23 protein-coding genes and 1 pseudogene are annotated in these 26,702 nt (G+C 61.9%); 3 read left to right on the top strand and 21 right to left on the bottom strand.

All coding sequences use genetic code 11. The annotated features are described in order from the left end of the window. Positions 1 to 16: 16 nt before the first annotated feature. Complete coding sequence (locus tag B1722_RS25770; protein WP_086794804.1) at positions 17 to 1,702, bottom strand: VWA domain-containing protein; 1,686 nt, start codon at positions 1,700 to 1,702, stop codon at positions 17 to 19. An 89-nt stretch (positions 1,703 to 1,791) separates the two neighbouring features. Further along, positions 1,792 to 2,352 carry a YbhB/YbcL family Raf kinase inhibitor-like protein gene (locus B1722_RS25765; RefSeq protein ID WP_041071019.1) on the bottom strand — a complete coding sequence of 187 codons (561 nt, stop codon included), beginning with the start codon at positions 2,350 to 2,352 and terminating at the stop codon, positions 1,792 to 1,794. 139 nt (positions 2,353 to 2,491) lie between these two features. On the opposite strand from B1722_RS25765, the gene B1722_RS25760 reads away from it, so the two are divergent. Beyond that, positions 2,492 to 4,018 (top strand): FAD-dependent oxidoreductase, encoded by a 1,527-nt coding sequence (locus tag B1722_RS25760; RefSeq protein WP_086794803.1) that lies wholly within the window; start codon positions 2,492 to 2,494, stop codon positions 4,016 to 4,018. A gap of 158 nt (positions 4,019 to 4,176) precedes the next feature. Here the strand turns inward: B1722_RS25760 and pgaD are convergent, their stop codons facing one another. The 14 genes from pgaD to B1722_RS25690 all read right to left on the bottom strand — a co-directional run bounded on the left by pgaD (position 4,177) and on the right by B1722_RS25690 (position 19,592). Beyond that, positions 4,177 to 4,710, bottom strand: coding sequence for a poly-beta-1,6-N-acetyl-D-glucosamine biosynthesis protein PgaD (gene pgaD, locus B1722_RS25755; protein ID WP_086794802.1), 534 nt, complete (start codon positions 4,708 to 4,710; stop codon positions 4,177 to 4,179). Further along, positions 4,707 to 6,062 (bottom strand): poly-beta-1,6-N-acetyl-D-glucosamine synthase, encoded by a 1,356-nt coding sequence (gene pgaC / locus B1722_RS25750; RefSeq protein ID WP_041071010.1) that lies wholly within the window; start codon positions 6,060 to 6,062, stop codon positions 4,707 to 4,709. Before pgaC ends, pgaD begins: the two co-directional genes overlap by 4 nt. Position 6,063: 1 nt before the next feature. Then, complete coding sequence (gene pgaB, locus B1722_RS25745; protein ID WP_086794801.1) at positions 6,064 to 8,061, bottom strand: poly-beta-1,6-N-acetyl-D-glucosamine N-deacetylase PgaB; 1,998 nt, start codon at positions 8,059 to 8,061, stop codon at positions 6,064 to 6,066. Between the two features lie 12 nt (positions 8,062 to 8,073). Next, positions 8,074 to 10,554 (bottom strand): poly-beta-1,6 N-acetyl-D-glucosamine export porin PgaA, encoded by a 2,481-nt coding sequence (gene pgaA, locus B1722_RS25740; RefSeq protein WP_086794800.1) that lies wholly within the window; start codon positions 10,552 to 10,554, stop codon positions 8,074 to 8,076. 248 nt (positions 10,555 to 10,802) lie between these two features. After that, on the bottom strand, positions 10,803 to 12,308 hold the full coding sequence (locus tag B1722_RS25735) for a YdgA family protein (RefSeq protein ID WP_086794799.1): 1,506 nt from the start codon (positions 12,306 to 12,308) through the stop codon (positions 10,803 to 10,805). 247 nt (positions 12,309 to 12,555) lie between these two features. Then, the gene (locus B1722_RS25730; RefSeq protein ID WP_047290746.1) at positions 12,556 to 13,191 is read right to left on the bottom strand and encodes a hypothetical protein; all 636 of its coding nucleotides are present in this window, start codon (positions 13,189 to 13,191) and stop codon (positions 12,556 to 12,558) included. Positions 13,192 to 13,284: 93 nt separating this feature from the next. Beyond that, positions 13,285 to 14,727 carry an efflux transporter outer membrane subunit gene (locus tag B1722_RS25725; RefSeq protein WP_086794798.1) on the bottom strand — a complete coding sequence of 481 codons (1,443 nt, stop codon included), beginning with the start codon at positions 14,725 to 14,727 and terminating at the stop codon, positions 13,285 to 13,287. Next, entirely contained in the window at positions 14,724 to 15,611 is an 888-nt protein-coding gene (locus tag B1722_RS25720; protein WP_041070994.1) for an HlyD family secretion protein, read from the bottom strand. Before B1722_RS25720 ends, B1722_RS25725 begins: the two co-directional genes overlap by 4 nt. Continuing rightward, the gene (locus B1722_RS25715) at positions 15,608 to 15,817 is read right to left on the bottom strand and encodes a DUF1656 domain-containing protein (RefSeq protein WP_007957657.1); all 210 of its coding nucleotides are present in this window, start codon (positions 15,815 to 15,817) and stop codon (positions 15,608 to 15,610) included. Before B1722_RS25715 ends, B1722_RS25720 begins: the two co-directional genes overlap by 4 nt. Next, a complete protein-coding gene (locus B1722_RS25710; RefSeq protein WP_086794797.1) occupies positions 15,814 to 17,877 on the bottom strand; it encodes an FUSC family protein in 2,064 nt (687 codons plus the stop codon). The genes B1722_RS25715 and B1722_RS25710 overlap by 4 nt, the downstream gene beginning before the upstream one ends. Beyond that, positions 17,874 to 18,302 carry a MarR family winged helix-turn-helix transcriptional regulator gene (locus tag B1722_RS25705; protein WP_047290742.1) on the bottom strand — a complete coding sequence of 143 codons (429 nt, stop codon included), beginning with the start codon at positions 18,300 to 18,302 and terminating at the stop codon, positions 17,874 to 17,876. The genes B1722_RS25710 and B1722_RS25705 overlap by 4 nt, the downstream gene beginning before the upstream one ends. A 122-nt stretch (positions 18,303 to 18,424) precedes the next feature. Then, positions 18,425 to 18,670 carry a hypothetical protein gene (locus B1722_RS25700; RefSeq protein ID WP_086794796.1) on the bottom strand — a complete coding sequence of 82 codons (246 nt, stop codon included), beginning with the start codon at positions 18,668 to 18,670 and terminating at the stop codon, positions 18,425 to 18,427. 87 nt (positions 18,671 to 18,757) lie between these two features. Next, entirely contained in the window at positions 18,758 to 19,003 is a 246-nt protein-coding gene (locus tag B1722_RS25695) for a DUF2789 domain-containing protein (protein ID WP_086794795.1), read from the bottom strand. Positions 19,004 to 19,130: 127 nt separating this feature from the next. Beyond that, on the bottom strand, positions 19,131 to 19,592 hold the full coding sequence (locus tag B1722_RS25690; protein WP_041070977.1) for an aminoacyl-tRNA deacylase: 462 nt from the start codon (positions 19,590 to 19,592) through the stop codon (positions 19,131 to 19,133). Positions 19,593 to 19,746: 154 nt separating this feature from the next. Here B1722_RS25690 and B1722_RS25685 point away from each other — a divergent pair, with 154 nt between their 5' ends. Together B1722_RS25685 and B1722_RS25680 are read left to right on the top strand one after the other, a co-directional pair. Further along, positions 19,747 to 20,298 carry an NfeD family protein gene (locus B1722_RS25685; protein WP_065118211.1) on the top strand — a complete coding sequence of 184 codons (552 nt, stop codon included), beginning with the start codon at positions 19,747 to 19,749 and terminating at the stop codon, positions 20,296 to 20,298. A 2-nt stretch (positions 20,299 to 20,300) separates the two neighbouring features. Further along, on the top strand, positions 20,301 to 21,059 hold the full coding sequence (locus B1722_RS25680) for a slipin family protein (RefSeq protein WP_041070974.1): 759 nt from the start codon (positions 20,301 to 20,303) through the stop codon (positions 21,057 to 21,059). Between the two features lie 80 nt (positions 21,060 to 21,139). On the opposite strand, the gene B1722_RS25675 is transcribed toward B1722_RS25680, so the two are convergent. From B1722_RS25675 to B1722_RS25660, 5 genes and pseudogenes are all read right to left on the bottom strand, one after another. After that, positions 21,140 to 22,084, bottom strand: a complete 945-nt coding sequence (locus B1722_RS25675; RefSeq protein WP_041070971.1) for an aspartyl beta-hydroxylase — start codon at positions 22,082 to 22,084, stop codon at positions 21,140 to 21,142. After that, positions 22,072 to 22,857 carry an aspartyl/asparaginyl beta-hydroxylase domain-containing protein gene (locus B1722_RS25670; protein WP_086794794.1) on the bottom strand — a complete coding sequence of 262 codons (786 nt, stop codon included), beginning with the start codon at positions 22,855 to 22,857 and terminating at the stop codon, positions 22,072 to 22,074. Before B1722_RS25670 ends, B1722_RS25675 begins: the two co-directional genes overlap by 13 nt. Positions 22,858 to 22,871: 14 nt before the next feature. Further along, positions 22,872 to 22,952: pseudogene (locus tag B1722_RS29950) on the bottom strand (adenylyl-sulfate kinase); the annotation flags it as partial. Next, positions 22,936 to 24,453, bottom strand: a complete 1,518-nt coding sequence (locus tag B1722_RS25665) for a TolC family protein (protein WP_086794793.1) — start codon at positions 24,451 to 24,453, stop codon at positions 22,936 to 22,938. The gene B1722_RS25665 and the pseudogene B1722_RS29950, both read right to left, overlap by 17 nt. 53 nt (positions 24,454 to 24,506) lie before the next feature. Further along, a partial coding sequence (locus B1722_RS25660; protein ID WP_256578867.1) for an Ig-like domain-containing protein occupies positions 24,507 to 26,702 on the bottom strand: 2,196 nt, incomplete at its 5' end.

Below are 26,702 nucleotides of genomic sequence, written 5' to 3'. Positions count from 1 at the left end.
CCTTTCAATCGGCTCACTATTCGATCCGTCGCTCAGGGGGCAGCGTATTCGATGCGGTTGAGCTGCGCAGGCTTTGCGCCAGTTCGACCAGTTGCACGAACTCGTTGCGCAAACCGAAGCGGTCGTCGCCGCGAGCGCCACGGGCCAGCGCTTCGGTGTCTTTCAGGCTGAAGTCGCCGGTGTAGCGAGCATCCTTGAGCTGCTGGGAAAACGCCGCCACCGCCGCTGCGAAACGCAGATCGTCACTGGCCGGTGCGACTTGATCGGTAATCGGCCGCTCGATCAGCAGACTTTTCCTACCTTCTGGCTGTTGATAACGGACACGCAGCATCGCCAATTCCCCGTATTTCGCCGAAACCGCCGCTTCCGATTTACCGTAGCGCAGCGGTTCCAGCCAGCCCTGCTCACCTGCCGGGACAATTTCATACAGCGCGGTCACCGTGTGTCCTGCGCCAACTTCACCGGCATCAACCTTGTCGTTGCTGAAATCCTCACGCTTTAACGCACGGTTTTCGTAGCCGAGCAGGCGATATTCACTGACCTGTGCCGGATTGAATTCCACCTGCAATTTGACGTTTTTCGCCACCACCGCCAGGGTCGAACCGAGTTGATCCACCAGCACTTTGCGCGCCTCGCGCAGGTTATCGATATAGGCGTAGTTGCCGTCGCCAGCGTCGGCCAGCTGTTCCATCAAGTGTTCATTGTAGTTATCCACACCGAAACCCAGGGTGGTCAGGGAAATCCCGGTTTTGCGTTTATCCACAGCCATTTGCTTGAGGCTGTCGAAGTCGCTGATGCCGACGTTGAAGTCACCGTCAGTGGCCAGCAGGATGCGGTTGATGCCTTTGGGAATGAACGCCTGTTGTGCCATTTGATAGGCCAGTCCGATGCCCGACGCACCTGCAGTTGAGCCGCCAGCGGTCAATTGCTCGATAGCTGTGCGAATTTTGGCTTTTTCCCGGCCAGACGTTGGCTCCAGCACTACGCGGGATTCGCCGGCATACACCACCAGCGACACCCGGTCCTGCTCGCGCAACTGATCAACCAACAGTTTCAGCGTGCTTTTGACCAGCGGCAGGCCTTCGCGGCGATCCATCGAACCGGACACGTCCACCAGAAACACCAGATTGGCCGGGGCCAGTTCCGCCACGGCCCGGTCGGAGGCCTTGATGCCGATCCGCAGCAGGCGCGTGTGCTGATTCCACGGGGTGGCGGCCAGTTCGGTAGTCACGCCGAAGGGCGAGCCATCGCTGGGCAGCGCATCGTTGTAGGGAAAGTAATTGACCATCTCTTCCAGCCGCACCGCACCTTCCGGAGGCAGGCGTCCCTGATTGAGCAGACGCCGGACGTTAGCGTAGGCGCCGGTATCGACGTCGGCGCTGAAGGTTGAGACCGGAGATTCGGCCACGCTATGGATCGGATTATCGGCCAGCGCCTGATATTGCTCGCGCTGCTCGTCGCGATAGCCTTGTGGATAACTTTCCGGGGCCGGCATCGCCGCGAAACTCGCCATTGGCGCCGGTCGCGCACTGCGCTTGGCCATGGCGCCATCGACGCTGAGCGCTTCATGCTGAATCGACGCCTGTGGCTGGGCCGGCGCCGGGACAACAGCCGATTCGGGATTGGAAGACACGCCGCAACCGGCGACGGTCAACAACATACCGACAGCAACGGGTCGCAGAAAAGGCAGGGAGCGGGACATGGGGGCTGACCTCGGGATGAAAGTGATCCATTCATCCACTGAGACGGGCAGCCCCTTCAGATCGGGTTAAACCCCGCCAAAAAAAATTTTTAGCGGTGATAACGCCGCACCACGCTGCTGTTACGCAGTACGTGGCCTTTGATCTTGTCCATCAGCTCGGCACGGGTCAGGCCGGCGGGCAAGGCATCCGGAGCCAGATCCAGGGCGTAGATCTGAATGATGTAGTGGTGGGCGCTGTCGCCAACCGGTGGGCATGGCCCGATGTAATGGGTGGTGCCTTTGCTGTTGGTGCCGCCTACGCCTTCGAGACTGGATTTGGCGCCGACACCGGCCGGGATCTGCCGGGTGGTGGCTTTGATGCCGTAATGAATCCAGTGATCGACGCCAGCCCCTTTCTGGCCGTCCGGGTCGTGCATGACGATCGCGTAGCTCTGGGTGCCGGCAGGCCCCGCGTTCCAGGCCAGTGCCGGGGACTGGTTCTTGCCACCGCAACCGGCCGCATCGCTCGCGGCGGCGGAGGTGAACAGGCGGTTGTCCGAGACACCGGGGATATCGAGGGTAAAGCGCTCGGCCGCCTGCGCCGGAAACTGCACGCAAAGGGCGACGGCAACGGCCGCCAGCCAAGGGTTGAGAGAGGTCAATCGGGTCATTCCGGGAGTACCTTGTGCAGTTGGGCCTTCGTCGGCCTGCAAACTATAGCCGTACCGTTCGTGCCGTGGCAGTGGCAATTGGCTGAACCTCGCACTGCGGCGCAAACTCGTAAGAGAAATGCCTGTCAGGAGCACGACAATGAGCCTGCACCGTGTCGCCCGTGTCGCCGATGTCCCCGAAGACCGTGGCCTGCAAGTCGAAATCGGCGAGCGCAAGATTGTCCTGTTGCGCGCGAACGGCCAACTGCGCGCGTTTCAGGGCGAATGCCCACACGCCGGCGCGCCATTGGCTGACGGCGCGTTGTGCAACGGACGCCTGATCTGCCCGTGGCACAAAGCCGCGTTTCGTGTCGAAGACGGTGCGCTGTGCGAGCCGCCGGCCCTCGACAGCCTCAAGCGTTATCCGCTGGAGTTACGTGGCGATGAGGTCTGGGTCGATGATCAACCGCTACCGGATGGGCACACGCCGCCGGCCGATGATTCGCGCACCTTCGTGATTGTCGGCGCAGGTGCAGCGGGCACGGCATGTGCGGCGGCACTGCGGGAGAAAGGTTTCGGTGGCCGGATCATCATGCTCGACCGCGAAGCGGAAGCCGGTTACGACCGCACGGTGCTGAGCAAATTTGTCCTCGCCGGCGAAATGTCGGCGAAGGAAACCCCGCCGCTGCGCGATGAAGGCTTTTATAAAGAGCAGCGCATCGAACGCCGACAAGGCGAAATAACTGCCCTCGACGCCTCAGCGAAAACCCTGCATTTGCACGATGGCCAATCCCTGCGTTACGACGCCGCGGTGCTCGCCACCGGCGGCGAGCCCAATCCGCTGCAACTGCCCGGCGCTGATCTGCCGCAAGTGTTCGTCCTGCGTTCGAAAGCCCAGGCTGAACAGATCATGCGCACCGCCAAACCCGAACAGCGGGCGCTGATCATCGGCGACAGCTTTATCGCCCTGGAATGCGCCTCGGCCCTGCGCCAGCTCGGGCTCGACGTAACGGTCAGCGCCCGCCACGCCATTCCGTTTGCCGCGCAATTCGGTACAGCCGTGGGTAAAGCGATCCGTGCGCTGCATGAACAACACGGGGTGAAATTCATTACCGATCACGAAGTCCGGGAAATCATTGGCGACGGCAAAGTCGAAGCGGTGCTGTTGGACAACGGTTTGCGCGTCTCGGCGGATCTGGTGCTGGCCGGGGTCGGCGTGCATCCGGCCACCGAGGCTTTTGCGTCGCTGCCGAGGGAGAAAGACCAGTCACTGCGAGTCGACGCCGGCCTGCGTGTTTGCGACGGGCTGTGGGCGATTGGCGATATCGCCACGTTCCCCCTGAGCGGCCAGCCGCAACGCATCGAGCACTGGCGCCTGGCCCAGCAGCACGCACGCATTGCTGCCGCCAACATGTTGGGCGCCGATGAGCATTATCTGGATGTGCCGTTTTTCTGGACCTGGCACTTCGGCAGGAACTACGACTACCTTGGCCATGCCAGTCAGTGGGATGAAATCGAGTTCAGGGGCGAACCCGAGCATCCGCCGTTCATCGGCCTGTTCGGCCACAACGGCGTGGTGGTCGCCGCGGTGGCCTGCGAGGAGGAGCGGGCCATGGCGATGCTCGCGGAGCGAATGAAACAACCACTGGCGATGGAAGAAGCTTGGGAGCTGATTCGCNAATGCTGAATGCTGAATGCTGAATGCTGAATGCTGAATGCTGAATGCTGAATGCTGAATGCTGAATGCTGAACAATGTAGGAGCTGCCGAAGGCTGCGATCTTTTGATCTTGATTTTAAAGATTAAAAGATCGCAGCCTTCGGCAGCTCCTACAGGGGGACATCTTTCAGGTGAGGCGATTCATCGGGTCGCGATTATCGTCATCCTCGGCGTGCAGAAAGATCACCCGCGGATGCTCCAGCGGCGCCAGCGGTGGCGGCAATTCCGCCGGTTCCAGCGGCCGAAAGTTCAGCACCACATGGCTGATATCACCTTCCTGATCGTTGTGGATGGTCATCACCCCGGGTGTGCGCAGCTTCTCCAGGCGGTCATCACACAGGCGGAAGCTCTTGCTCAGCCCTTCATCATCGACCACCGGCGCCGGCAATCGACGCTGGGCGAAGCTTCTGCTTTTGCGCTGTTGGTAACGCGCCCAACCAATCAGGATCACTGCGTTGACCAGCGCCACCCACAGGTAGATCTGCAACGTACCCAGGGCCTCGAATGCCGAGTTGTCGATGCGTGGCCCACCGGCGTGGGTTTCGATCAGCGGCCACAGCCCGCGTATCAGCAGGAACAGCAGGCCGACCCAGGCCAGCACGGTGAGAATCACGTCGATCACGACCAGGAACGGTCGCTGGCGGGTCCGGATGATTTTCATTTGATGACCTCCTCTTCGTCGTCGCCGACCGGTTTGATGCCCCGATCAGGACTGACCCAGCGCGCACGCTTCTGATGTTGGCCAAACAAGACCTTGGGGAAGCTGACCAAGGTGGTGAGCAGACTGACCAGCCAGAAAGCGATCGGATACCAGACCACCCAGAACATGGTTCGGCCCAGACCTGGCTCATAGCGCCGGTCGATAATGATGCTGACGGCGAACTGCACCAGACAGACGAAGGCCAGCAACAGGCCGGTGAACGCCGGAGGCATCAGGTGATGCACGGCAATCGATTCCGGCATGACCACGAACTTGCCAACGGCCCAGAAGATTACCGACAGCAGAAAGGTGAAGGCCCAACCGGTCGAAAGGCAATACTCGAACAGCAGCGGCCACAGGTAACGATGGCGGTACTGCCAGATGCCGCGGATGTTCTTGAACAGCACCTCGGCACCGCCCTGGGCCCAGCGCAGGCGCTGCTTCCACAGACCACGCAGGGTTTCCGGCATCAGGATCCAGCACAGCGCGCGCGGCTCGTAAAAGATGCTCCAGTGATCGAGTTGCAGCTTCCAGCTGATGTCGATGTCTTCGGTGATCATGTCCGGGCTCCAGTAGCCGACCCGGTTCAACGCGGTACGGCGGAACGCGACGATCACCCCGGACACGGTGAAGATCCGCCCGAACACCCGTTGCGTGCGCTTGATCAGACCGATGATCGACGAGAACTCGCCGACCTGCACCCGCCCGACCAATGTCGAACGTGTACGGATACGCGGGTTGCCGGTCACTGCGCCGAGGCGCGCGTTGTCGAGCATCGGCGCCACCAGATAGGCCGCCGTGTTCGGTGCCAGCAGCGCGTCACCGTCGATGCACACCAGATATTCGCTGCGCGCGGCAATGGCGCCCATGCGCAGGGCCACGGCCTTGCCCTGGTTTTCCGCCAGATGCAGCACCCGCAGGCGTGGGTCTTCCTGGGCGAGCCGGTCGAGCACTTCGGCGGTGTTGTCCTTGGAACCGTCGTTGATCGCGATGACTTCGATGTTCGGGTAATGCTGGGCCAGCGCCGCGTGAATGGTATCGGCGGCGTTTTCGCCTTCGTTGTAGCAAGGGATCAGGATCGAGATCAGCGGCTCGCCTTCCAGTGGCGGCGGTAGGGTGTCGTCCTGCCATGGCCAGTGACGCTCCCAGTGCAGCCAGAAATACAGGCCGCCGGAAATCCACAGGCCGGACATGAACAACGGGTAGAAGAACACGAAGTCCATCAGGAACTGCCCGGTGACCAGGAAGATCAACCCCAGCGGCACGCCGAGGACGAGCGCCAGAACAAGCAGGGCTAACAGTCTATCCAGCATGTCATGGGTTCCATTTGTTGGAGAGCGCAGGCCTTACGGTTTTCAGGTCCGGCAGGTTGTCGAGGAAGTTGTCCGGGTAGTAACCAAAACTGGTCGCCCCCTGACGCTTGAGCCGGCCCATCCAGTCCGCCAGTTGCGCACCGTCAATGTCGGCCTGATCCTTTTTCGTCCAGTCGCGGGCTTGCAGTTCGAACACCGTGCGATTCAGCGCGCCGGGGCGTTGCTTGATCTTCGCCACCAGTTCTTCAAGCCACGGGCCGGATTGCGCCTCGGTCTGTTTTTCCATCAACGGCATGGCCATCGGCGCCGTCCAGTCGTAAGTCACGAGGAAGTCGTCGAGGTTCTGCGCAAACCAGGCTTCGCTATCAGGATTGAGCACCGGCTCGGCGAAGATGTTGCGTGCGGTCAGCACCTGCGGGCCACGGATCGCACGGACCTTGGCGGTCAGCTCCTTGGTGAAATCGATCAGGTATTGACTCTTGAAGCGCGTCCAGCGCTGCATCGCCGCCGGATCATCTCGAAGCGCAGCGATTGACCCGGGCAAGCCGTGCGCGGCATAAGCTTTCAGAGCCTCGGGGCTGGCGTCTTCGAAATCCGAGAGCACCGCGTCGTCGTGGTACAGAATGCCGTCCACCGACGTCAGGCGCGCCACGTCTTCGTAGATTTCACCGATGATCCGCCGTACTTGCGGATCGAACGGCGACAGGCGCTGATATTGGCCCGGATCGACCGAGGTGGTGCCGGTCTTCGGATCCCAGCGCGTGACACGCGGCAGCTTCGAGTCGAGGCCAAAACTCAGCACCGGCATCCAGGCGAAGACTTTCACGTGCGCCCGAGTGCGCAGTTGCCAGGCAACGCGGTCGAAGATGTCGGCGCGCACCGGCAGGTGACGGTTGGGGAAGTACAGCGAGTGCACCAGTCCGTCGCCCTTCGGATCGGCGAAAGCCTGCAGGAACACGGTGTTGGCACCCATGTCGGCCATGCGCTGGATCAGCTTGCCAAGGTTGATTTCCTGCTGTGCCGGGTCCGGGTCGTAAACGTTGTCCAGATCGATGTGCACCACACGCATGGCGAAATCCGATTGCACGCCGACGATGCTGTTGGCGAAATGCTCGCCGTCAGGATCCGAGGCCACCAGAAAGCGCGGGCTGCTCATCAGGTTGTCGAGGGCGTCGAGACCGTCGTCCAGGGTCAGGGCCATTTCGTAGCCCTGCTCGCCGATCACGGTCAGCGAAGTGCCGTCCGCCGTGCCGTACGGCCAGACCCAGATGCGCGGTTTCTTGCCGGTGACTTTGCGGATTTTTTCCGAGATGGTCGCCACGTCATTGTTGATTCGAGCGCGGAACTGTTCTTCGGACTCATAGCGTTTGGTGAGCGGATCGTAGCGTCGGGTGGCCGCCGCCGGCTGCATGTTGCCTTGCGGGTTGGCGAGGATGCCTTTGTGGCTGGCGTCGGTGTGCGCGGCGATTTCCACCAGACCCGACCGCGAGATTTCCCGCACCTGATCCCAGGTCAGGAAGTCGGAGCGTGCGCGGGGGGCGCCGGCAAAATCCACCGGTTGATTGAGCGGCGTGTCGATCCACACGCCGACCGGCGCCAGCAAGGCGTGCCAGTTGTAGGCGCGCAGCACCGGCAGCACGCGGGTGTAGAAGCTTGAATAACCATCGTCGAAGCTGAGCAGGATCGCTTTGGCCGGCAGTTCCGGGCCGCCCTTGCGCGCCGCCATGATCTGATCGACGGTGACCGGTTGGTAGCCGTTCTCGCGCAGCCACGCGAGCTGCTCGATCATGCGCTCGGTGCGCACCGCCACCACCGCCTGATCGGGGTCGCGGTCTTCGATATCGTGATAGGCAATGCCCAGCACATGGTTTTTCGGCCAGGGTTTTTCATTGGCCGCCACCGGACGTTGCGACGGCGGCGCGAAAGCCGGGGCTTGCTGGGCGCAGGCGCTGATCAGCAGCACTCCCAGCAGAAGGATGAAACGCGTCATCAAAGGCATCTTCAAACTCTTCTAGAAGCGGAAAGTGAGGTCGACGAGCAGACGCAGATCGGTCTCCCGATCACCGTCGTAGGGCCGGTTGATCACACTGAACAAACCGCCCACCTCGAACACGTCGTTCCAGGCATAACGCTGGCCGTAGCCGAGCATCGCCATGCCGCCGGTGCCGTGGTCACGCTGGCTGTAGGTGCCCGCCCCGGCCTGAAACTGCTGGCTCCACGAGGTTTCGTAACGGTGGTAGAGCACATGGTTGACGTTGACCGTCGGCATCACGCTGAAGTCCGCCTTCGGGTTGAAGTACGGCACATCCTCGGACTTGGAGTTGTGACTGGTACCGACTTCCAGACCGGCATCGACTTGCACGTTCGGCGCGCTGTAGACGCCCTCGCGCCCGGTGAGCAAGGCTTCGACGCGGTTGTTGCCGTCGCTGAAGTGCGACGGGCTGACCGACAGCCGCCACTCGCGACTTTCGTTGGCGCGCCAGCGAATGAACGCGTTGCCGCCGTTGGCCTTGATGTCGCTGTTGAGCGCCCGCAACGGCGTCTCGGCCGACAGATAGGCGAAGCTGCCGCCGTACTGCCAGTGATCGTTGATGTCGCGGGCAATCGCGATGCGCGCGCCCTGTTTGGCGCCGTAACCGTAATCGTGGTTGGAGACCTCGGCTTCCAGGCTCATGTCGCGGGTACGGCGCTCCAGACCGACACGCTGGAAGCGGTCGGTGCCCGTGCCTTCGGCGAAGTCGCCGGTGGCATAACCGGCGCCGACGAACACCCGCCAGTCTTCATCGATCGGCGGGCTGTACAGAGTGCTCTGGATGCCGAAATCGCGGCTGCCACTGACCGCGCCCGCACCACTGCCGCCGCCTCCGTTGGCCTTGCCGCCATAGGCTTCGACGCGCAGTTCGGACATGTCGTGCACTTCGCGCTCGCGGGCCGCTCGTTGCACCTGACGGTTGTCGGGAAAGCGCGCGACCACGTCATCGGTCAGCGCATCCATTTGCCGCCATTCCTGCAGGGTCATCGCGGTGCGCGCCTGAGCGAGTTCCAGGCCCATGTCGCGCGGGACCATGCTCTCGGTTTCCTTGAGCTGATTTTCCGCGCGGCGTGGCCATTGCCGGGCCAGGTACAGATCGGCCTGCGCCAGGCGCAGGCCGATGTTGCCCGGGGCCTGATCGACCAGTGTCTGCAGGCGCTCTTCGCCGTGCGGCAGGTCGGAGCCGTAGGTGCCGGCCTGCGCCGCGAGTTGCTGGGCGTCCATCCACTCATCATTCGGGTTGCCGATCGGCAAGCCCTTGAGTTCGACGCGCGGTTTCTGGGTCTTGGCCAGATCCTCGGCGAGTTTGCGCGCTTCATCGGCGCGGTCGCTTTCCAGCAGCGAGTAGTACAACGCGGTGGTGTCTTCGAGGCGATCACCGACATCGGCGTCCGGGGCCGACAACACCTGGCGATACAGGTCGGTAGAGACTTCTGGCTGGCGCTGATCCAGATACGACGCGGCGACCCAGCGCAAGGCGTAAGTCGGAATCTTCACGCCTTCGCTTTGCAGCTTCTGGTATTCATTGATCACGTCGGCGGTGCGCGCCCGGGCCTTGAGCGCGCCCATGCGGTCGATGCGCCAGCGAATCACGTCATCATGGGCGCTGGCATCCGGGGTCCAGGTGGCGAGCAGTTTGTCGTAATCGGCCAGCGCGCGGTCGGCGATCACGTAGCGTTCTTTTTCACTGCGGGTGGCGAGTTCGGCCAGACGCACGCGTTCGGCGGCCAGATCACCTTCGAGTCGACGCAAGGTGACCGGGTCGATCAGCCCCGGACGTTGATTGGCCAGACGCAGCGCCGGTTCCGGCAGCCGCGCCTTTTGCAGGGCGACCACGTATTCGCGGGCGACTTCCGGCTTGCTGCCGGCACGGATAAACGCTTGATCGTATTCAAACAACGCGTCGTACTGCTTGCCGGCGCGGGTCAGTGCATAGCCCAGTGCGAGGCGGCGCGAAGGATCGTCGGGTTTGGCGGCGACCAGCGCCTTGGCGCGGGTCACGGCTTCGTCGGGTTTGCCCGCGTCAGCCTGAGTCAGGGCCAGCCCCAATTGCAGGTCAGCGTTGTCCGGCTCCAGCGCCAGCGCCTTGTTGTAGACCTGAGTCGCCTGCTCCCAACGCTTGAGGTTGCGATAGGCGCGTGCGGTGGCGGTCAGTGCCTGCACCGGCAGCGCCCGGTCACGCCCCTGGGTTTCATAGACCTGCACCACTTCGGCATCGAGGCCGGCCCAACTGGCGATCTGCAGGTGATCGCTGATCTGGCCAGTGGTCGACTGCCCCGGCGGCACCTGGCGCAGCACGTTCAGCGCAGGCGTGGTCTGCCCGGCACGGGCATCACGCACCATCTGATCATAGGGCGTATCGGCAAACGCCAGTGCCGGCCAAAGCAACTGGCTGCACAGCGCAACACGAAACAACGGGCGTAAACCACGATGTAGAACAGGCACATCAATACGCGGCATTCGTCAGCATCCTTACATGGCCAGCCGGGTCGCAATGCCCCCCTTGCCCATTCGTAACGGAGGCTGAGCCAATAAAGACCCAGCCAAGCTTAGTCAGGCAGTCTTGCATGCAAGCGTAGTCGAATATTCAGAACACAATAATTGTTCAGAATCGTGCCGCCGGCTCAGTGCAAAACCCGAACGCCAGACAGCAAAACGCCCGGCGTCCGCGAATCCAGAGGCCGGGCGTTGCTATTTAGAGCGCAGGATTACTGCACTTGCGTGACGCCAGCGAACTTGCTCATCAGGAAGCCGACGAACTGCTCGACGGTCATCTTCTGGCCGTTGAACTCCACCTGATTGGCAGCGTAATGCAGCTTGGTCACGACATTGGTGCCGTCGACGGTCGCCAACTGCGAACCGACTGCCATGCCGGAGAACATGTCGGCGCCGGCGCTGGCCTGATCGACGATGGCTTTGGCGTCAGTCTGGCCGTCGAGCTGCGCCTGCACGCTGAGCAGATCGATCAGCATCGGCTTGGACACCTGAATATTCAGGTCCAGCAGCGCGATCAATTGCTTGCCCAGTTGATCCGGCGGCAGATCCATCGATTGCGGCTTGGTCAGATCAATCACCAGGCTGGCGCGGCTTTCACCGTTGGCGGTTTTCAGCGACAGGTTTTCCAGCGCGATCTGTGGGCTGGCGGCCAGCAGTTTCTGCAGGTCAGCCTTGACCTGTGCCGACTCGGCTTCGGTCAGGTTCAATTCCGGTGCCGGCAGACCGGCCTCGGCAGCGGCCGCCGCTTCCTTCTCGTACGGCTGCAATTTGGTCTGGTAGATCTGCATCAGCGACATCGTCGACGGGATGTCGAGGTTCTTCAGGCTCATGGCCATGTTGGCCGAACCGATTTTCTTGTCGTTGAGGGTGACTTCACCGACCTTGTAGTCAGCGCGGCCCGAGGCATTGCTGCCGCTCTCTTCGGTGAGATTCTTCATTTCGAAGCTCTTCACACCGAGTACCGACTGCTTGGGACCGAAGGTGGTTTTGCTGTTGGTCAGCTCCAGGGTGTTTTCCCCGGTGTAGTAGCCGTAGCTGCTCTTGGTGAGGTTGCTGGCCAGGGTCAGACCGTTGAGTTCGACCTGCACCGGCGCCTGATCCTGCGCCACGGTGACCAGTTTCAGGCTGTCCATGTAGCCGTCAGCCTTGACCTTCTGCGCCTGGGCACTGGCGGAGATGTTCATGGTCAGGCCGGAGAATTTCAGGCTCGACTGCTCGTCCAGCGCGGTTTCCAGCGGTAGCAACTCGAGGCTGCTGGTGGTGGATTCGTCGTAGCCGATGTTGGTCACACCTTTGAGCGGCGCGGCGCCCTTGGTGGCGGCAAACCATTTTTCGGTGGCCGGGCTCTTTTCCAGCTCGTAATTGCTGGTGGCCATGACCGGCAGCCACTTCAGCGACACCAGGCGCGAGAACGGCAGCGGGCCGTGTTCGATGTGATCGACGAACAGCAGCTCGACCGGCTGGTCACCGAACATCTCGCCTTCGCCCTTGAGGCGGTAGTGCGCGGTGCTGGTGAAGGTGTGGCGCTCCAGCGACACCAGCTCCAGCGACGCGCTGCCATTGGAGCCGGCCATCGCGGTCTGCAGCTCTTTGTTGGCGTTGCTGACGGCGTTGTTCAGTACGCCTTCAATCTTGGTCCCGGTATACCAGGCCCCGCCGGCGCTGATCGCACCGATGGCAACAACAATCCCGAGAAGCACGCCTGCTGATTTATTCATGAATGACCTGATCAATGTCCGTGGCTGAAAGTGTGGTCGTCTTCCCTGAACCCGTGACCGGGTCGCGGCTCGACTCCGCTGAAATTAGCGGTGGAGATTAGCACTGGCAGCGCGAGGCGGCCCAATGTTTAAAGGTTAAAGAGTGTCTATGGGGAGTGTGGACAGCTGACAGGCGGGGAGAGTTGCGGTGTTTTTGAGGACGCTATCGCTGGCAAGCCAGCGATGGGGCCAGAGGACTCCCAGAAGATCAGGAATACTGAACCTCGATCTCATCGAGCTGATGATCAAAGCTCTTCAACCGCGCCGTCCACGTATACACCAGCACTTCAAAGTCGCGATCAATCACCGCCCCGCCAGGCCCATCGGCCCGGGGATCGCAGAAATCCAGTTGATAGCGCTCACGGGCCATGGCCGTGGCGACATCCGACAGTTCGCGGGCATTATTGAGCCAGTGCCAGCCTTCATCGGCAATCTGCTTGTCGAGTTCCAGACACTGCTTTTTCAGGGCTTCGAGGCTTTTTTCCAGCGGCGTGCCGGTCAGTTCGCCCATGACTTCGGCGAAGGTGCGTCCCGGTTGCCAGTAGCTGCCCCAGAAGTAGCGATCAAACACGGTTTCGACCCGGCGCAGGGCGACTTTGGTGTCCCAGATCAGCACCAGGGTCTTGCCCTGTTCCAACTGGCGTTTCTTGACCCGCTGCACCTGAACCGAGGCCCACGCCACGACGACGATGGCCATCACCGCGATCAACGCCGTGGCGCTGTCGAGGAAGACCATGGCCTTGTCGATCTGATGGGCCAGCATGATGCCGTAGAAATAGGTGGCCGATAGCAGCACCAGCGCTACCAGGGCGCACCAGAAGCCGAGAGCGTAAGGGTTTTTCATTATTGGTTTCCCCTAGACCAGCGCTAGCAATGTGCGCTGAAAGGGTGCGTTGCACGGGGCACCCTTTCAACACTTCAAAGCATAGCAACGGCTTCAGGGTTTGCTGGCGCTTGAGGCTTGCGTTCGTCCGCTTTCCCAGCCGCCACCCAGGGCGAGGAATAAATCGATCTGGCTCATGGCGACCTGGGTGTTGGCGGCGGCCAGTTGCGCGGTGACGTCGGTGTAGGTGCGGGTCGCCTGCAGGTCGGCGAGGAACGACTCGCGCCCGGCCTGGAAGAAGCGGTGGGTCTGGTCCGCCGCCAGTTTCGCCGACTGCTCGGCATCGGCCAGTGCATCGCGACGCTGCAGCAGTGCGCTGTACTGGGCCAGACCGGTCTGGGTTTCGCGGATGGCGTTGAGCACCACACCGTCGAAATGCGCCAGCGCGCCCTGAGTGTTGGCTTCGGCCTCACGGATCCGTGCGCGGGCGCCGTTGGTCGGCACTTTCCAGCTCAGCGACGGGCCAAAGCCCCAGCGGTTGGTCGAAGGATCGCCAAGGTCGGAAACGATGCCGACGGTGCCGATGGTCGCGCCGATGCTGATGTCCGGGTACAGCTCACCGGTTGCAATGCCGATACCGGCGGTCGCGGCGGCCAGACGACGCTCGGCTTGCCGCACATCGGGACGACGCTTGAGCAGCGCCGCACCGTCGCCCACCGGCAACTGTTGGGCGATTTTCGGCAGTTCGGCACAGGTCGCGGTGCCGGCAGGCAACTGGTCGAGCGGTTTGGCCAGCAGCATCGACAGGCGGAACAATCCGGCCTGACGCGCCGCTTCGTAGCGCGGCAGGTCAGCCCGCAAGGATTTGAATTGGGTTTGCGAACGGGTGACCTGGGTCTCGTCACCACGCCCGGCATCGCGCAAGCGCTGGATCAGCGTGGTGCTCTGCGATTGCAGGTCGAGGGAATGCTGAGCGATTTCCCGTTCTTCGTTGGCGGCGCACACTTGGGTGTAGGCACGGACCACGTCCGCCACCAGGGTGATGCGCGCGGTGTCGGCCGCCGCTTGCGTGGCATCGGCGTTGGCTTTCGCCGCTTCGATCCCGCGTTGCAGCGTGCCCCACAGATCGAACTGGTAAGACGCGCTGATACCGATGTCAGCGACGTTGGCCACCGGGACTTTTTCCGGCAGCAGGAATGCTTGTCCGGATTCCTGCAAGCGCTGCGCGCCCATCTTCACGCCGCCGCTCCAGCCGCCGGCCGCTTCGGCTTCATCGACCTGGGCACGCGCCCGCGACAGGTTGGCCGCCGCCACGCGCAAATCCGTATTGGAAGCCATGGCTTGCTGTACCAGTTGATCCAGACGCGGGTCTTGATACAGCCGCCACCAGTCCGCCGGCACCGGCGCCGACACCACTGGTTTGCCGTCCACCGCCAGCTCGCCCTGAAAATCCTTGCGCTGCACCGCCGCGTCAGCGGGCAGGTGATAGTCCGGCCCGACCATCTGGCAGGCCGAGAGCATCAGGCCCAACCCGGCGATCATCAGGGCCCTGTTCATTGCGCGGGCTCCTGCGTTTTGTCGTCGATGATCGACACGGTCGCGGTCCGCCCGGCGATCATGCGGAAGTCTTCCGGCACCTCGTCAAAGGCGATGCGCACCGGAATCCGTTGTGCCAGGCGCACCCAGCTGAACGCCGGGTTGACGTTCGGCAGCAGGTTGTTGCCGCTGGTGCGGTCGCGATCTTCGATACCGGCGACGATGCTTTCGACATGCCCGCGCAGCCTGGCCTTGTCGCCGATCACACGGATATCCACCGACTGCCCGACATGAATGCCATCGAGTTTGGTTTCTTCGAAGTAGCCGTCGATATGGAAAGAGTTGCTGTCGACCACCGACAACACCGGACGCCCGGCGGTGACGAATTCCTGCACACGCGGCGCACGGTCGTTGACGTAACCGTCCACCGGGCTGCGGATCACCGAGCGATCCAGATTGAGCTGCGCGCTGTCCACCGTCACCAGCGCTTCGGCCAGCGCCGATTGCGCGCGGGCAACTTTCGACTGGCTTTCTTCCAGCTGTTCGGCCGGCACCAGATTGCCCAGACCACGGTTACGCTTGGCTTCACGCTGCGCCTGGGCCAGGGTTTCTTCGCGATCGGCGACCGCCGCTTTAGCCTGACGCAGGGCCAGTTTGAAGCGGTCCTGGTCGATGCTGAACAGCACTTGGCCGCGTTTGATCAACTGGTTGTCCTTGACCTCGACCTGCTGGATCAGCCCGGACACGTCCGGGGCGATCTGAATAATGTCAGCGCGAATGTGGCCGTCACGGGTCCACGGCGCAAACATGTAATACATCACCATGCGCCAGACGAGGACGACGGCGAAAGTCACGATCAGCAGGGTCAGGACCACGCGACCGATAGTCAGAAACGGTTTTTTCATGTCATCAGGTATCGACTGAGTGAGTCCACGCCGTACAGCATCACGGCGTAGAGGGCCACGTTGAACAATGCCCGGTGCCAGACCAGACGGTAAAAGTGCAGGCGCGTGAGCACGCCATGCACCAGCACAAACAACACATAGGTGATGCCCATCAGCACCAGCAGGGTCGGCAGGAAAATGCCGCTGATATCCAGATCACCGATCATAGGGGCGCTCCATCGGGCAGCGGTTCTTCGGCATCGCCCGTGCTGACGAATTCCACACCGGGCAGCAGCGCCAAGCGCAAACCGCTCAAGGCATGCAACAGGTTTAGCCGGGTTTCTTCATCGCCGTGGCCTTTGAGCGCACGGCGGGCGCGATCCATGGTCATCAATAAAGGACTCGGTGCCGGCAAGCGTTCGCCGGCCTTCAGACACGCGCGAAAATACTCGCCGACCTCAGCCACCACTTGCTGCAGCAGGGCCTTCGGCGCGCCGCTGACCCGTGGCGTGTAAGCCAGCAGATCGAGCAGGTTCAAGCCCACGCGCACTTCACGCATGGCAATCCCGGTGTCTTGGCCGGTCATGGCCAGACGCGGCAAGTGCTGCATCAAACGGTCGAGCAACTGCACGCCCAGATGCCGATGTTCGGCCAGATTGGCCGGCTCGGTCATGCGCACGATGTCTTTCCAGCTGAAGCGGGTCAGACGTTTGGCGGCCAGTTCGACGCCGAACGGGCGGGCGATCAGGGTCCAGATGAACGCGAACAACAGGCCCAGAGGGCCGGCCAGGTTGGAGTTCACAAAGGCGAAGAAGTCCGCGTCGTACGCGCCCTGAATGCTGATGAACGACGAGGTGTTGACCAGCGTCAGGAGCATGCCGAGGAAGAAGCGCGGCTGCACCGTCAGGGTGCCGACACAGATGAACGGAACCGCAAACGCCAGTACCAGCATCGGGAAATCGTGCAGGTTCGGCAGAATCAGAAACAGGTAAAGGCTGGCGAACAGCACCGACATCCCGGTCCAGAAAAAAAATCGATATATCTGTGGCGCCGGGTCGTCCATCGAGGCGAAGAAACTGCACGCTACCGCCGCCAGAATCACCGCACTGCCACCGTCCGGCCAGCCGAGCAGAATCCACAGCACCGAAGCGACGATGATCGCCAGAACGGTCGAGGCCACCGAATACAGCATCATCCCGCGGTCGAGAAACGGCGTCAGCCGCCCGAGGCGCCAGTGCCGGTACACCGCACGCCAGCTGTCCTGGCGCTCGCAGAGAATCGCGTCCTGCAGACTGCGGCAGTCCTGCCACAGATCGATGAATTCGCCGAGGCGATAAATCGCGTTGGAGAACAGCAATTGCTTGCGATCTTCCAGCGCCTCGCAGCTTGGCTGCAGGGCCTGAAGTTGATCCTTGAGCGCCTGCCAACGCACCAGATCGGCGTCGTTATGGCCGAGCCACTCCTGGGTCGCGGTCAGCAGCGGTGCGAATTTCTCCACCAGCTCCGGGGTGCGCCGTTCGAGGGCGTAAAGCGAGTCTTCCAGCGCGTCGATCACCGGCAACAGGTGGATCATCCGCCCGCGCAGCTCCTTGGTGTTGCGCACGGTTTGCGGCCGGGCGCCTTCGTGGGGCAACTGGCCGATCATCAATTCGAGGCTGTTGAAGTTAGCGACCATGGCCATGCGCAGCGCGGCGATCTGTTCAGGCTGCACGTCACGGCTGAGGAACTTCAAGCTGTAGGTGGTAGCGTCGGCGAACCATTTGCCCACCGCGTCGTTGAACACCGGCGCCAGACGCCGCGGCCAGAACATCGCGCCGACCACCGCCGCCACGGCGATGCCAAGAAAGATCTCTTCGGTGCGCGCCTCCGCCACGTCCCACACCGCCAGCGGATTATCCACGGTCGGCAAGGCAATCAGCGGCAATGTGTAACCGGCCAGCATCAGCGCGTAGTTATTGGCGGTGCGCAGGTGCAGCGACAGGAACAGCAAAATCCCCGTCCACAAGGCAATCACCACCACCAGCACATATGGGCTCTGCCCGAACATCGGCACGAACAGCACCGCCGCCGCCGCCCCGAGAAAGGTGCCGATGGCGCGGTACAGCGCCTTGGAACTGGTCGGGCCGAGAAACGGGCTGGAGACGATGTACACCGTGGCCATCGCCCAATACGGACGCGGCATTTGCATGAGCAAGGCGATGTATAGCGCAATCATCGACGCTGCAAAGGTACGAACCCCGTAGAACCAGTCACGGGCAGGCGGAATGCCGGAGAAAAAACCGTTCAAGAATTGATCACCACAGGCGGATTGGCCGCCTCAAAAGCTCGCAGTACTCGAAGCGTAGCCTCCAGATCACTCTGGTCGATGCCTTCGAGCACTTCATGACGCAGACGCACCAGTTCGCTTTCCACCGCTTGCACCAGCTCACGGCCGGTGTCGGTCAGGCTCAGGCACTTGGCCCGACGATCCTGCGCATCTTCGGTGCGACAGACGTAGCCGGCGTGGCACAACTGGTCGAGCAGGCGTACCAGCGACGGACTTTCCATCCCGGCTGCCTGCGCCACTTGCACCTGACGCACGCCCTCGCCCAACCGCCCGATCATCAACAACGGCACGGCGCAGGCTTCGGAGATTCCATAGTTGACCAGCGTGGTCTGGCAGATCTTCCGCCAATGCCTGGCGGCCACCACCATGGCACTGCTGATGTTCATCTGGAGAGCGTCGAGGGAATTCGGCACGGGAAAATGCACACTGTTAGTTTGCTAACTATCAATATCGCATTGGCGGGGAATTTCAGTCAAGTTTTGAAACAAATCTTCTCGGCAGAGAATTTCTATAGTTCATCCAGCTCAATGGCTACCCCTACTTCGTTCCTGCGCGAATATGTGATTGACACCAAATCGAAATCATCCAGCTTATTCAGGATCGCTTCATAAATTTCTGGCGAAATCAGCACAGCCACTGTTGTGTCGAGCTTCCGAAACTCGACAGGCCCGTTGGAGATGCTTTCGATCACTGCCTCAATACAGTCCCCAAGCGCGTCAACATCAATTGTTCTGACTGGCAAAAATGATTGCATCGACGGCTCCGGATTGTTGAATTGGCAAGCTACTCCAACATCGATAGGGATCCTGCGGACATTCTGTAATAAGGTTTTACTTCAGTCCTACAAAACCCGCCCCTTGCGCAACAACACATTCAACTGATCCACCACCTCCGCCCAATCCGCATCATCAAGAATCTCATCCCGCAAAAAATCCGCCTGGCTCTTGCTCCAGAAAAACGCGTCTGCGAGGTGCAGCTCGGGTTTGAGCGGTGAATGGGTGGCGATGAATTGGTCAATGCTGGTCGGGTCGCTGTCCAGGCCCAGTTGCTTGAACAGGGACGGCAGGCTGTGGGTGGGCTGTTCCATGGAGGGCTCCTTCAAGAATGCGGTGGGTGGGAGATTATTCGCGAGCAGGCTCGCTCCCACAGGAGAACGCGTTCAACCTGTGGGAGCGAGCTTGCTCGCGAAGGCGTCCGCGAAAGCGCTACAGAACCTACTGACTCAACTCCCGCACCTCGGCATGCGGCACCATTTTCAGAAACTCGGGCATGCTCATGTGCAGCAGGTAGTTGTGGTTGCCGGCTTCCAGGTAGATGTCTTTCTGCCGGGTCAGCAGCGGGTCGATGACCATGTCCAGGCCGTAGGAATCACCCAGCGGCGGCACCGCGCCGCGTTCGCAGTCATCGAAGATGTGCGCCAGGTTGCTTTCCCGGGTGATCTGCCATTCGCCGCGGCTGCGCACTTTGCTCAAATCCAGGTGCCGGCTGGCCGGCAGCACGGCCATCAGGTAATGCCCGTGGTGGTCGTCGAGAATCACCGACTTGGCCACGCGCTCGGCGGGCACCCCGGAAACCCGTGCGGTTTCCAGACTGCTGGCGGAGTGGCGGTGGGCCACGATGTCATATTCGCAATGCGCCCGGTTCAGGCTGCTTTGCACTTTTTTTGCCATACGCATGCTGCACCTCGGTGTCACGCGGAACGTTGTGCCTGTTCTGCTGAGTCTAGTTCGGCGAGGCTCAGGCGAAGGGAAATCCGCTCACTGGACACATTTGCTCATTGAACAGAATTCATTCAGCGCCAGGCTCAACTAGACTTAAGGAAACACCCCCATGACTCTCCCGGAGGGTCACGTGAACAGCCGATGTTGTCTGTTTTTTCTGATACTGCTGACCAGCGGCCCGGCCCTCGCGGCTGACGTCCCGCTGACGGCGGTCAATCCGGTCGGCCTGTGGCTGATCTCTCTTGGCATTGCCTTTCTGATCGCCGAAGCCGCGCTGCCCAACTACGGGGTCATCGGCCTTGGCGGGATCATCATGTTCGTCATCGGCGCGCTGATCCTGAGCAACGCCGAGGTGCCGGTACCGATGATCATCGGCCTCGGCCTGCTCAGCGCTCTGCTGCTGATCGCGTTGATCATCCGCGCCTTGAAAACCCGCCCGCGCCACGCCGTCAGCGGCGATGCCGGGCTGGTCGGCAGCGTGACGGCGGTGACCACCGTGCAAGCGGAAAACGCCCACAACGGCTGGGTGCATTTGCAGGGTGAACACTGGCAAGTGCACAGCGCCACACCCTTGCACACCGGGCAATCGGTGCGCGTGGTAGGGCGCAAGGGCTTATTGCTGAAAGTCGCCGCGACTGACGCGGTGCGACACGGAGAGTGATCATGGGTCTGCAAATCGGTTTTGTTGCACTGCTGCTGTTGGTGATCGCCCTCGCCGGGTCGACCTTCCGCATCCTGCGTGAGTACGAGCGCGGCGTGGTGTTCCAGCTCGGGCGCTTCTGGCAGGTCAAAGGGCCGGGGCTGATCCTGTTGATACCGGTGGTGCAGCAAATGGTCCGGGTCGATCTGCGCACCGTGGTCCTCGACGTGCCGCCGCAGGATGTGATCACCCGCGACAACGTCTCGGTGAAGGTCAATGCGGTGCTGTACTTCCGCGTGCTTGACCCGCAGAAGGCGATCATTCAGGTCGAAGACTTTCTTTCGGCCACCAGCCAACTGGCGCAGACCACCCTGCGCGCGGTGCTCGGCAAACATGAGCTGGATGAACTGCTGGCCGAACGCGAGCAACTGAATATCGATATCCAGCAAGTGCTCGACGCCCAGACCGACGCCTGGGGCATCAAGGTCGCCAACGTCGAGATCAAGCACGTAGACCTCAACGAATCGATGGTCCGTGCCATCGCCAAACAGGCCGAAGCCGAACGTGAACGCCGGGCCAAGGTGATCCACGCCGAAGGCGAGCTGCAAGCCTCGGAAAAACTCATGCAGGCCGCCGAAATGCTCGGCCGCCAACCCGGCGCCATGCAGTTACGCTACATGCAGACCTTGAGTTCGATTGCGGGTGACAAGAGTTCGACGATTGTCTTTCCCCTACCCATCGAGCTGCTCAAGGGGATGGCGGATCTGTCGGGAAAAACCTGACAGCAAAAGATCGCAGCCTGCGGCAGCTCCTGCAACGGTTATGCGTACACCCTGTAGGAGCTGCCGAAGGCTGCGATCTTTCATGCGTTGCGCAGCAATTCAAGATTCAGAAAGGCATCCTGGGCACATTGCCGAACCCGTTCGCGCAACCACGGCGAAGCCTCGCGACGCTTGTCTTCGCCATCGGCAACAAAGCGCTGGGACGGCTGCTTGGCATGCTGCATCGTCGCCGCCAACACCTGCTGCCGCTGCTCGACATTCAAACGAAAAAACTTCGCCAATCGTCCGGCCATGGCGTCGGGCAACTCGCTGTAGTTCACCAGCAGTCCGTCACCCTCACGGCAGTGCAGATACGCCGACGCCAGTAAGTGTCCAAGCCGTCGTGCAATGAAGTCTTCACTGCCGGTAAACGGCAAACCATCGTCGAGCACACAATCACCAAGCATCCCCGGCACCATGTGCATCCCCGGACGACGCACGTGCGATACGGCGATTTCCAGCGGATCGCGATACACGAACAGCCACGGCGTGTCGGGAAAGCATGCCTGCAACAGAGGCCATTCGCCGATGTTCCAGGCATCGAGCTTGATCACCAGTCGCTGCTCGATACCGCGTCGACGTTGACCGTAGGCCGAGAGCAGTCCACTGATCGCTGCCCGCCGCTCGGTTTCGGGTAGCTCACCTCGCAAAAGCGCATCAAGCGGCGGTGGCTCCGAGACTACGATGTGGTCATCGAGCCGCGCGAGCATCTGGCTGATCAATGTCGAACCGCAACGCGAGGCGTGCAGGATAAAGGCACTCGGCGCCAGTCCCGGGCTTTGCCTGTGCCACTGCGTCAGCGCCGACAGCGGCGTCTGGCGCCGAAAGACCTGATTGAACGGCAAACGCAACGCGTCCTCGACCGCATCGCGAAAAAACGGCTGCTGCAAAGGTCTATCACCGAACCAGCACCAATCGACCTGCCAAAGCCCCGCAACCGGCCATACCCGGATCGGCAGCCAGCCGTCGAAATTCAGCCGCTCCATTGCGCGTTCCATTGCCGACGTCCTTGGCGCATCGCCGCACGCAACTCTTCCCGGGAGAACGGCAAGCCGTGTTCGGCGGCCAGCTCAAGAGTACGCTCGATGAATAATTCGGTGTCCGTCATGTCCTGCAACGTCGCCGCCAACGTGGCATCGCCCGCCACCCATCGCTGGAGTTGCTGCAACGCCGAGTCTGGCCGTTGCGTTGCGGGGGTGTCGTTCACACCTTCGACGATTTTCTGCGCAAGCCAGGCGCCGGGGCGGCAATCGAGCACCAGATGAATCCGTGCCGACGTATCGAAGTTATCCACCCGATGCGCACGAGCAAGATCGAGAAACCAGCACTCCCCCGCCGTCATCGGCACACGCTGCCCCTCGAGCCAGAAGTCTGCGGCGGGCGGGCTGAGCAACGGAATGTGCAGGCGCAGATCGGCGTCCGGCCCCTCCAGATCGTAATCACGGTGCTCATGAATTCGCCCGCCGGGCCCCAGTCGCAGCAAGCGTGCGCTGACGATATCCAGCGCCAGCTCGCGCAGCCCCCGCTGCCATCGTTCATCACGCAACCACGGCGTGCGCTGCAGCGGCAAACCGCGTCCTGGGGATAACTCACTCAGTGCATCTGCAGCCGAAATCAGCGCCACGCCGCTCCAGTCGCCCGTGAAGTAGTCCGTGTTGAAGTGGCCGCGCCATGCCTCTTCGGCAATCGCCTGCAGCGCCTGCAGCAGCAGCGGCAAGTCCACCGCCACTGGCAGACGAGAACATATCGGGCGACTCATGCCTTGGGTAAAGCACCGCGATGGCCGTTGCGGGCCTCGCGTTGCCTGCGGCTGATGCTGGCGACGGGCGCCTGCAGATTATTTGGCGCCGGCATGGGCCACCACCGGCACCGAGATATCCCCCGACGCCCAGGCCGATTCGCGGTTGGCCAGGGCCGTGGCGATCGACTGCACCGCGGTGGATTGCACTTGATCCGGAAGCGGATCGAGGCCGGCGCTGGCGAAAATCTGCCCATAGGCATTGCGCAGATCGGCATACGACAGGTCACGGCGCAGATCCGCTTGCAGGTTGTTCAGTTCACCCTGAATCAACTCCAGCTCGCCGATGCCGGCGGCCTGGTGCCGATTGCGCAACTGACCGACGATCTGCCCGTCGATGTCCGACAGTTGCTGGTTGGTTTTGAACTGACGCAGCGCCTCTTGATAGTTGGCATTGGCCACATACAGCTGCGCCAGCACCGCGATCGACATCGCCTGACGACGAGCGGTGGCGACTTCTTCGCCGGCCTTGGCCACATCGATGGCTGCCGGGGCGGAGATCACATTGAACAGGTTCCAGGTGACTTTCACCCCATAGTCGGCCCAGCGATCGTTCACCAGGAACGAGTTGCTGTCGTAGTGTCCGCCGGCAGAAAACTCCAGGCCCGGCAACATGCGCAACATCGCCTTGCGGGTTTCAGCAGCACTGATCCGGGTCTGGTAATCCTGCTCGCGCAGTTCCGGACGGCTGGTCAGGGCTTCCTGTTCCAGCCTGGAAATATCGACCTTGAGTTCCGGGATCTGATAACCGTCGTCAGTGGCCAGCGTCAGGTTGGTGCCCAGCGGCAGGTTGATCAGGGTCGCCAGTTCGGTTTTCGCCAGCGACAACGCCCGGCGTTGCTCTTCCAGTTGCTGGGTCGCTTCGATCAGCGAACGCTGGTAACCGAGGGACTGCACCGGATCACCGATGCGCTGCTCGCTCATGCTTTCGCTGTTGCGCCGGGCGGTATCGACCCGCGCCATCAGGCTGTCGATCTGTTTGAGCAGGCGTTCGGCCGCCATCGCCCGCCAATAGGCCGAGCGCACGTCCTGAACGATGGTGTTGATCACTTTGCGTCGGCGTTCCTGAACGATCAGGCGCTGGTCGCCCTGTTGCTTGGCGTTGATGTAGCTGACGCCGAAGTCGAGGACGTTCCAGACCATGGTCAGGTCGGCGACGTTGCGGTCGCGGTCCTGGGAGGTCGACGGTTCCAGGGACTGGGTGCCGGTGCGTACGCTCTGGCTGCTGGAGGCGCTGACATTGTTGCGTCCGACGTAACCGGCATCCAGCGCCATGCGCGGCAGCATGTCGAAGCTGGCGAGGTCGAGCTGCCGCTTGGCCAGCGCTTCCTCCATGATTTTCAAGCGGCCTTCGAGGTTGTATTTCACCGCGCGGGCCATCGCCTGGTGCAGGGTCAGCGGACCGCTCAGCGGTTCCTGGCCCTTGTACATGCTTTGCAGGTCGGCTTTGGCCCGTTGTTCGCTGACACTGCGTTCGATCGGTTCACTGGTGACTGCACATCCGCTGATTGCCAGCGCCAGCAGGCTGGCGCCGAACAATTTTTGACTTTTCTTCATCCCTGCATCGCCCCTGGGTGCTGCGCATATTGAGTTGTTGTGTGTGTGTGTTATCAGGCCTGCATTTCGCTGATACCGACCTGTTGCAGAGCCGCCGCCAGGTTGTCGACCCGGTGCTGCTCGCTGTCCTTGATCTGTTGCAGTTGCTGGCCCAGGGTCGGCACGCCGAACACACCGCGCAGGCCCTGGGAAATATCGCCGCCCGTGATCGAATGACGGTCAAAAGCATTCAGCGAATCGCGCTCTGCGGCGCTGTCCTGATGGAACAGGCTCGACAGCGTGCTGCTGCCGAACACCCCGCCATCGCCACCGCCAAACCCGAGGAAGCCATGGCCGGAACCATCGCCGCCGCTGTCGCTGCTGGTGAAAACCTGGGCGATGAAGCTCGGGCTCAGGGCGCCGTGGTTGATGAAAATGTCACCCAGCGGACGGATGCCGTTGCCGATCACCCGTTGTTCGAACAACGGCGCGAAGGTCAGCGGTGAGCCGAGGTCGCCGGTGGGCGGTGTGAAGATGAGCGGTTGCAGCGGAACGTTCGGTGCCGGTGGTGGCACGACGGGGTCACCGCTGCGGAACTCCGGATCCGGCGGCACCACCACCAACGGCGAGGTCGGTGTCACCGGCGGTACGACCACCGGCACCGTATTGATCACGTAGTTCCCGGACTGACTGATCCCGCTGCCGCTGTTGCCCGACAGGTCACTGACCCCGGCCGTGTTGATGCTGATCGCATTACTGGCGCTGTTGACGTTGGCGGTCGGCGTCAGGGTCGCGGTCCAGGTCTTGCCACCGTCGCTGCTGCTCAGGTTGGACAAGGTGCCATTGGCCACGCTGAGGTCCGCCAGCTCGAAACCGCTGACCGCTTCGTTGAAGGTGATGATCACCTGCGAAGTCTGGCCGACACCCAGATTCGGGTTGGCCACCACGACCGTGGCGGTCGGGCGCTCACTGTCGAGGGCGTAGTTGTTCGACACCGCCACCGTGCTGCCGGCATTGCCTGCCAAGTCGGTGACGTTGCCGGTGTCCAGCGCGATGAAGTTGCTCGGGTCGGTCACGTTCGCGGTCGGGGTGAAGGTCGCGGTCCAGGTCTTGCCGCCATCGCTGCTGCTCAGGTTGCTCAGGTCGCCGTTGGTCACGCTCAGGTCGGACAGGTCGAAATTGTTCACCGCCTCGCTGAAGGTGAAGGTCACCGTGGTGGTCTGGCCGATGCCCAGATGCGGATTGGCAACCACGATGTTCACCGTCGGCCGGGTCGCATCGAGGATGTAGTTGTTGGAGATGGCGATGCTCGCCCCAGCATTGCCGGCCAGATCCTGGACGCCGGCGGTGTCGATCAGGATCAGGTTGGTCGCGTCGTTGACGCCGGCTGTCGGGGTGAAAGTCGCCGTCCAGGTGATGCCGCCGTCGCTGCTGGCCAGGTTCGACAGCGCACCATTGGCGACGCTGATGTCCGACAGATCGAAACCGCTCACCGCCTCGCTGAAGGTGATGGTCACGGTGGTGGTTTCGCCGATGCCCAGGCGGTTGTCGGCGACCACGATGGTGGCGGTCGGCAGCGCGGTGTCGATGGCGAAGTTGTTGGAATCGGTGGTGCCAATACCGCTGTTGCCTGAGACGTTGGTCACTCCGGCATTGTTCAGGCTGATCAGGTTGGTCGCGTCAGTGACATTGGCGGTCGGGGTGAAGGTCGCCGTCCAGGTGACACCGCCGTCGCTGCTGCTGACATTGCTCAACGTGCCATTGGCGATGGTCAGGTCGCTGTTGTCGAAACCGCTCACCGCTTCGCTGAAGGTGATGGTCACCAGCGAGGTTTCCCCGGCCTTGAGTGAAGTGTCGGCAACCACGATGGTGGAAGTCGGCACCTGAGTCTGCACCTGATAGTTGGCGGAGTTGGTGGTGCCGGTGCCGGTGTTGCCGGCCAGGTCGGTAATACCGGTGTTGTTCAGGACAATCAGGTTGGTGAGATCGGTGACACCAATGTTCGGCGTGAACGTGGCCGTCCAGGTGATGCCGCCGTCGCTCGACGCGACATTGCTCAAGGTGCCGTTGGCGACGCTCAGGTCGGCATTGTCGAATCCGGTCACGGCCTCGCTGAAGGTGATGGTCACCAACGCGGTTTCACCGGGACGCAGGTCGCTGTCGGCCATGACAATGGTCGCCGTCGGACGCTGACTGTCGACCGCATAGTTGTTGGAATCGGTGGAGCCGCTGCCGGCGTTGCCCGCGAGGTCGGCGATGCCGGTGTTGTC

The organism is Pseudomonas sp. SCPG-7, assembly GCF_002156405.1.
In the GTDB taxonomy this organism is placed as follows: Bacteria; Pseudomonadota; Gammaproteobacteria; order Pseudomonadales; family Pseudomonadaceae; genus Aquipseudomonas; species Aquipseudomonas parakoreensis.
The sequence above is the reverse complement of the archived record's forward strand: the minus strand, read 5'-3'. Positions and strand labels throughout refer to the sequence as shown.